The sequence below is a fragment of the Streptomyces roseochromogenus subsp. oscitans DS 12.976 genome, assembly GCF_000497445.1.
Taxonomy (GTDB): domain Bacteria; phylum Actinomycetota; class Actinomycetes; order Streptomycetales; family Streptomycetaceae; genus Streptomyces; species Streptomyces oscitans.
The window spans coordinates 9,261,586-9,267,958 of record NZ_CM002285.1 but is presented as its reverse complement, the minus strand read 5'-3'; the positions used below and the strand labels follow the sequence as shown (position 1 = coordinate 9,267,958).

5 protein-coding genes are annotated in these 6,373 nt (G+C 69.7%); 2 read left to right on the top strand and 3 right to left on the bottom strand.

Going from position 1 to position 6,373, the window contains the following annotated elements; genetic code table 11:
* Window positions 1-48: 48 nt before the first annotated feature.
* Complete coding sequence (locus M878_RS89770; protein ID WP_023553516.1) at window positions 49-1,299, bottom strand: ATP-grasp domain-containing protein; 1,251 nt, start codon at window positions 1,297-1,299, stop codon at window positions 49-51.
* Window position 1,300: 1 nt separating this feature from the next.
* Window positions 1,301-2,533 carry an ATP-grasp domain-containing protein gene (locus M878_RS89765; protein WP_023553515.1) on the bottom strand — a complete coding sequence of 411 codons (1,233 nt, stop codon included), beginning with the start codon at window positions 2,531-2,533 and terminating at the stop codon, window positions 1,301-1,303.
* Between the two features lie 292 nt (window positions 2,534-2,825).
* Between M878_RS89765 and M878_RS89760 the strand changes: the two genes are divergently transcribed.
* Together M878_RS89760 and M878_RS89755 are read left to right on the top strand one after the other, a co-directional pair.
* Window positions 2,826-4,259 carry a coproporphyrinogen-III oxidase family protein gene (locus tag M878_RS89760; protein ID WP_023553514.1) on the top strand — a complete coding sequence of 478 codons (1,434 nt, stop codon included), beginning with the start codon at window positions 2,826-2,828 and terminating at the stop codon, window positions 4,257-4,259.
* On the top strand, window positions 4,256-5,350 hold the full coding sequence (locus tag M878_RS89755; protein WP_023553513.1) for a DUF1152 domain-containing protein: 1,095 nt from the start codon (window positions 4,256-4,258) through the stop codon (window positions 5,348-5,350). Before M878_RS89760 ends, M878_RS89755 begins: the two co-directional genes overlap by 4 nt.
* Window positions 5,351-5,483: 133 nt before the next feature.
* On the opposite strand, the gene M878_RS89750 is transcribed toward M878_RS89755, so the two are convergent.
* On the bottom strand, window positions 5,484-6,008 hold the full coding sequence (locus tag M878_RS89750; RefSeq protein ID WP_023553512.1) for a transglycosylase SLT domain-containing protein: 525 nt from the start codon (window positions 6,006-6,008) through the stop codon (window positions 5,484-5,486).
* Window positions 6,009-6,373: the final 365 nt, after the last annotated feature.

Sequence of the window (6,373 nt, the reverse complement as noted above, 5' to 3'; positions counted from 1 at the left end):
GGCCCGGCGGCGCGCCGCTGCGTGCCGACCGCCTGCCGGCGGGGACGCTCACTGGCCCGCGGGGGTCAGCAGACGGCGGATCTTGTCGAGCCTGGGGACTGCGATGAAGCCGGTCCGCTCGTACAACTCGGTGAGTTCCTTCACGGCCCGCTGCTCGTCGCCCGGGTTCACGGTGAACGTGAGGATGCCGCCGTGGTTGTGGCCGTCGATGATCAGGTCGTGGCAGGTGACGAGGTCGATGCGGGCGCGGAGTTCGGCGAGCAGCGTGGGTGTGGGGTTCGCGGTGAGGCACTCGATCGCGAATCGCTCGGCCGGAGCGCCGCTGCGGGTCGGCCAGGTGCCCGTGAGGATGTCGAGAAGGGCGGCGAAAGTGTTGAGTCCGCCGGCGGCGATGGACAGGGTGGTGGCGCCGCCGATCCGGGGGTTGATCTCCAGGACGTGGTACACGCCGTCGGCGTAGATCATGTCGACGTTCACGGAACCCTCGACACCGAGCGCCGTACACAGGTCCACGAGGCGTTGCGCGGTGGGCCCGAAGTCGGCGCCCCGGGCGGGGTCGACGTAGCGGAGGTCTTCGAAGGTGAAGGCGGGAGGGCCGCCCGCGGTGCCGGTCCAGATGAGCGGCATGACGGTGTAGTGGCCGCCGGCGCCGACGATGTCGACCGAGCAGAGCCGTCCGCTGACGCACTTCTCCAGGACCGCGTGCGCCGCGGGCGGGGCGGCGAGATGACGGTCGAGGGCGGCCGGGTCGGGGATGAACTCGATGCCCATGCTGGTGGAGTCCCACAGCGGCTTGGCCATGAGGGGGTAGCCGAGGTCCTGGGCGGCGAGGCGGACGGCGTCCGGGTAGGCCGGGACGGGCAGCGCCCGGTCGTTGAGCAGGTCGCTGTCGACCAGGACGGCGGGCGGGGTGGTGAGGCCGTGCGTGCCGAGGGCCCGCTTGGTCTCCCACTTGTCGCACAGGACGCGCGTGGCGGCGAGGGGAGTCATGACGGTGCGGATGCCGAGGGCTTCGAGCTTGGTCTTGACGACGGCGTCCCGCAGTGCGTTCTCGTCCGGCAGGGAGATCGCCACGGCGGCGTCGGCCCCCCAGGCACGCACCCGCTCGACGAACTCGTCCGGCGTCGCGGCCGGGTCGAGCCGTTCACTCGTGCCCGGGAACATGTCCGGGCCGCACTCGCCGTGGGTGTGGAAGAGGCGGGCCTCGGCGCCGAGCCGCGCCAGGGCAGGGGCGATGCCGTGGATGTACGGGTCGGCGCGCTGGATGTCGACGGACCGGAGGAAGGCGATGCGCTGCATGTCAGCTCACTTCTATGCGGGTGTGGGCGAGTGCGTGGGCGGCGTCGGCGTTGACCTGTGCGGCCGTGGGCGCGGTGAAGACCAGATGGCCGATGCGGGCCGAGTTGTCGTGTGCGCTCCCGACGACGGCGCCGGTCGGCGTGGTGATGTCCCCGTCGACCAGGCCGTCGTGCCGGCCGTCGATGGTCACCCCGTGGAAGGTGCCGGCGCGCGGCGGGGTGAGGAAGCGGATCGCGCACGCCCCCTCCCGGGGCGCCGGCACGTCCGGCTTCTCGTCGAGGACGGCCTGGAGGTAGGCGCGGGCCTCGTCGATGCCGGAGGCCCGGCGTATGACGTCCACGAGGTGGTCTCCCGGCAGGCGGGCGCCGACCTCGATGACGACGGGGCCCGCGTCGGGTGAGATCTTGAGTTCGGTGTGGGCGACGCCGTTGCGGATGCCGAGGGCCCGCAGCGCCCGTTCGGTGGCGGCCCGCAAGGCGCTCAGTTCGGCGGCCGGCAGAGCGGCGGGGCAGGTGTGACCGGTCTCGGCCCGGTAGGCACCGGCGGTGGTGTGCTTCTCGACCGGGGGCAGGTGGAAGTACTCGTCACGCCAGACCACGGTGTCGAGGCTGAACTCGGGTCCGGCGACGTACTCCTGGACGATGACACGCTGGTCCATGGGCAGGCCGTGCGGGGCGGCGATCGGCCAGGACTGGGCGTGCTGTACGCCGGCGTCGAGCTGTTCGGGGCTCTCGACCACGCTGACACCCCAGGAGCCGCCCTGCTCGGCGGGTTTGACGACGACCGGGAATCCGATGCCGATGCGGCCGAGGGCGCGTGCCGCCTCCCCGGCCGTGCGCACACTGATCGTTCTCGGCGCGGGTACCTGGCCCGCGTAGAAGGCCTGGGCCATCACCGCTTTGTTCCGGCACGCCTGGGCGAGCCGGGGGTCGTTGCCGGGCAACCCCAGGCGCTCGGCCAGGTGGGCGACGAGCGGGGTGAAGAACTCCCAGCAGCCGGCCACCGCGTCGATCCCCGTCGCCTCGGCGAACGCGGCCAGGTCCGCCAGCGCCCGGTCCGGGTCGGTGAGGTCGGTGAACACCGCGCCGTGGATCTTGTCGCGCAGAGCGCCGGGGTAGCTCTCGTAAACGTCCTCGTGGGTGGCGACGAAGACGCGCGCGCCGAGTGCGCGGGCGGCATCCAGCACATAGGGGCCCGAGTTTGCGAGCGCTTCGATCAGCAGGATCTTCTTCACGCCGCGCAGTAGACCGCACCGGCAGGGCCGGGGCCATCAACGTAACAACCAGAGCAGGACAGCGATTTCGCGACAACGGTTGTAGCAAGCTCCAGCCGCCCGCCGGGGCACGGATCCTAGGGGTTCGGCTTTGCGGAAGCGACCTTTCCGGTGGAGTTCGGGTCATCGCACAGGAGTGCACGCTCCCAGCGGGCCGGGGTTCGTGGATACCGGACCTGGGTCCCGGCCACCGATCGCGGATTGACTCATCGACGACCCACCCGTCACACATGTACGAGAGGGGCACTTTCGCGTGACCGGCTACGCCGCACAGCTCACCGAATACATCCGGCAGGGCGTCATCCCGCCGTACAACTACTCCTATCCGTCACGCTCCACCTACCGGCCGCTCGACGGTTCCTGGACCGTCGAGGAGGCCTGGAAGCGGGACCTGACCCTGTATCAGGTACCCGAGCTCAACCTGTACCTGCACGTGCCGTTCTGTCGCTACAAATGCGGCTTCTGCAATCTGTACACCGTCATCAGCGAGGACACGGACGTCTACACGGCGTACATGAACGCGCTGTGCACCCAGCTGCGGGACCACGCCGACATCATCCGCGCCCGCCGGCTGCGTACCGTCTACCTCGGCGGCGGCACCCCGAGCCTGCTGTCCCTGCGCCACTTCGAGCAGTTGTTCAGCACGCTGGACGAGGTGTACCCCAACTGGCGCTCCACCGTGGAGGAAGTGGCGATCGAGGCCACGCCGGACTCGATCGTCAACGAGCCCGCCACTCTCGAAGGTCTGCTGCAACTCGGCCTGACCCGGGCCAACATCGGGATCCAGTCCCTGGTGCCGAAGGAGATCCGCGAAGCCGGACGCGGCCAGGCGGGCGAACAGGTCATCCGCAGGGCCATCGAGATCGCGCACGACAAGGGCCTGCCGGACCTGTCGACCGACCTCATCATGGGCTTCGCCGGCCAGACCGACGAGACCTGGCGGCACTCCGTCGACGAACTCGCGCGGCTCGACCCGGCCACGATCAGCACGTACTTCCTCACCGTGCGCCCGGACGCCTGGTTCTCCAAGACCGGTGCCTACCAGTACGCGCAGTCCCCGAACCTGTACGAGCGCTACGACTACGCCCGTCAGGTCTTCACCGACCACGGCTACGTCCAGGAGGGCTCCGTCCGCTACAAGAAACTCGGCCGCGGCGGCTACAAACAGAAGGTCCTCACCTTCCACGGCGTGCCGCTGCTCGGGCTCGGTGTCGGCGCCCGCTCCTACACCGGCGTCCTCGACTACATGGTGGGTTCCGTCAAACCGTCCATGTCCGAAGTGGCCGACTACATCGCCGAGGCCGAGGCCCACGTGCTGCGGCCGGTCACCGGCTTCGTCCTCGATGACGAGGAGATCATCCGCAAGCGCCTCGTCCTGGACACCTTCGACCTGGACCTCGCCGAACTGGACCGCTTCGGCTACCAGGACAAGGCTCACCTGTTCGAGCCGATCCTGGACGCCGCCGAGGAGACCGGGCTCCTGCGCCGCCTCGGCCGCCGCGCCCAGCTCACTCCCGAGGGCTTCAAATACCGCGACATCCTGTCCTGGATGTTCTTCTCCGACACCGTGGTGCAGCTCGACCGTGACTACTACGAACGCCTGCACGAGCAGAACAAGCGAGCCCGGAAGCACATGGGTACGCCGGTCGGCATCTCGGGGATCCGCACGGCGCGAGCGGCTTCGTGACCGAGCTGTTCATCGCGGCGGGCGGCGGCGGTGACCCGATCGGCACGGCCCTCACCCACGCGAGCCTGGGCTCCGACGCCGATGCCGTGGTCCTCACCTACGCCTGGGAACGCCTCACGGTGGATCCGCTTCCCGGCCCCCTCGCCCCGCATGACTTCGCCGGCCTCGACCGCGACACCCTGCCGGTGCCGCTCGTCACCGCCGGATCGAAGCCGGTCGGGCAGCGCGGATCGACCCTGCCGCGGCTGGCCGGCGACCTGCCGACGAGGCTCGGGCTCCTCGACCCCTACGCCGGTGTCGAAGGGCTGGCCGATCAGATCGGGCGGACCGCCCGCGCGCTCGGCGCCGGCCACATCAGCGTCGTGGACATGGGCGGCGACATCCTCGCCCACGGCGACGAACCCACGCTCGTCAGTCCCCTGCCCGACGCGCTCGTCCTGGCGTCCTGCCGGCTGGCGGGCATTCCCGCCACCGTCCACATAGCCGGCCCCGGCCTCGACGGCGAGGTACCCGAGGCGACCCTGCTGACCCGCTTCGCCGACGACGGCAATGACCTCGGCCGCACCATCCCCGAGTGGGCGGCGAACATCTTCCGCTGGCACCCGTCCGAAGCCAGCACCCTGCTCGCCGCAGCCGCTGCGGGGCTGCGCGGCCCCTGCCTCACGAGGGAAGGCGCGGGCCCGATCCCGCTCACCGGCCACAGCGGCCGCGTCTGGGACCTGCCACTCGCACGGGCCCTGGACCACAACCGCCTCGCTCAAGGCCTGCTGGCAGCTCGTCCCCACACCCTGGCCGACGCGGAGGACGTCAGCCTGCGGCTGTACGGATTCAACGAGGTCGAACGGGAGCGCCGACGCGCGATCCGGCGGCACACCGCGCGCGACCTCCTCGACGACGAGACCTTCCTGAGCGAACTGGACACCTGGCTCCACGTCCAGCGCGCCGGCCACCCCGGCGCCCGGTACGTGAGCGTCCGCTGCGCCGTCGAGTCCCTGGGCTACGACTGGCGCCTGACCGAACAGGTCCGCGACCTGCTGACCAAGCACCGTCCCGGCCTGGACGCCTTCCCGCTCCTGTCCCTGACACACTGACCTACCCGAGCACGCGCGGGGCGGCTCCTGGCAACGGGGGTCGCCCCCAAGTGGTCGCCGTATGTGGCGAGTTGTGGTGGCTGTCAGGCCTCGCGCATCACGTGCGCGCGGTGGGCGGTCGCCTGGAGCCGGGTCAGTAGGCGGAGTTGACGTTGTCGATGGAGCCGTAGCGGTGGGCGGCGTAGTTGGCGGCCGCGGTGATGTTGGCCACCGGGTCGGTGACGCTCTGAGCGGTGCCGGCGACGTGGTAGGCGTTGAAGGTGGGGTCGATGACCTGGAGGAGCCCCTTGGACGGGGTGCCCTGCCTGGCGTTGACGTCCCAGTTGTTCTGGGCGTTGGGGTTACCGCCGGACTCGCGCATGATGTTGCGCTTGAGGCCCTCGTAGCTGCCGGGAATGCCCTTGGCCTTCATGATCTGCAGAGACTGCTTGATCCAGCCGTCGAGGTTGTTGCCGTAGCCGGTCTGCTGCCCGGAGGTGGTGCGGGTGTCGCTGCCGGAGGCCTTGACCACGGAGGTGGCATGCACCTGCGTCATTTCGGCGGCCTGTGCGTTCGTCGGCATCAGGGTGATTGCGGCGGCTGCGGCACCGGTGGTGGCGATGCCGGTGAGGCCGAGGGTGCGGAGACGAGCGATGCGGGTGCGAGTGGTCATGGTCATGCGAAAGGGACTCTCCGGTGGGGGACGTCGTCATTGCCGACTGCTGCCGGCGGCGGCGTGGGGCGGAGCCCCGCGCTGCGAGCGGGAGTGGACAGACTTTGCGGGAATCCGAATTCCGCTCGGTCCGTCGCCGGGCTCCCAGCAACGACAGCAATGTTTAGCGGTGGCCCAGGCGGGGCGCAATGATGTGACGTACTATACCACTTCGGAGTAATGTCTGAAATAAGCCCTTATGACGGGTTTCTTCGCTGTTCAGGCAATTCTGTACCTACTATCCCGCTTCGGATGTGATTCGCGCCCTATGGGTCGCGTCACTCCCCTAAGCCCCTTGGAAGCTCTTTCGGACACCTGAATCGGACACCTGA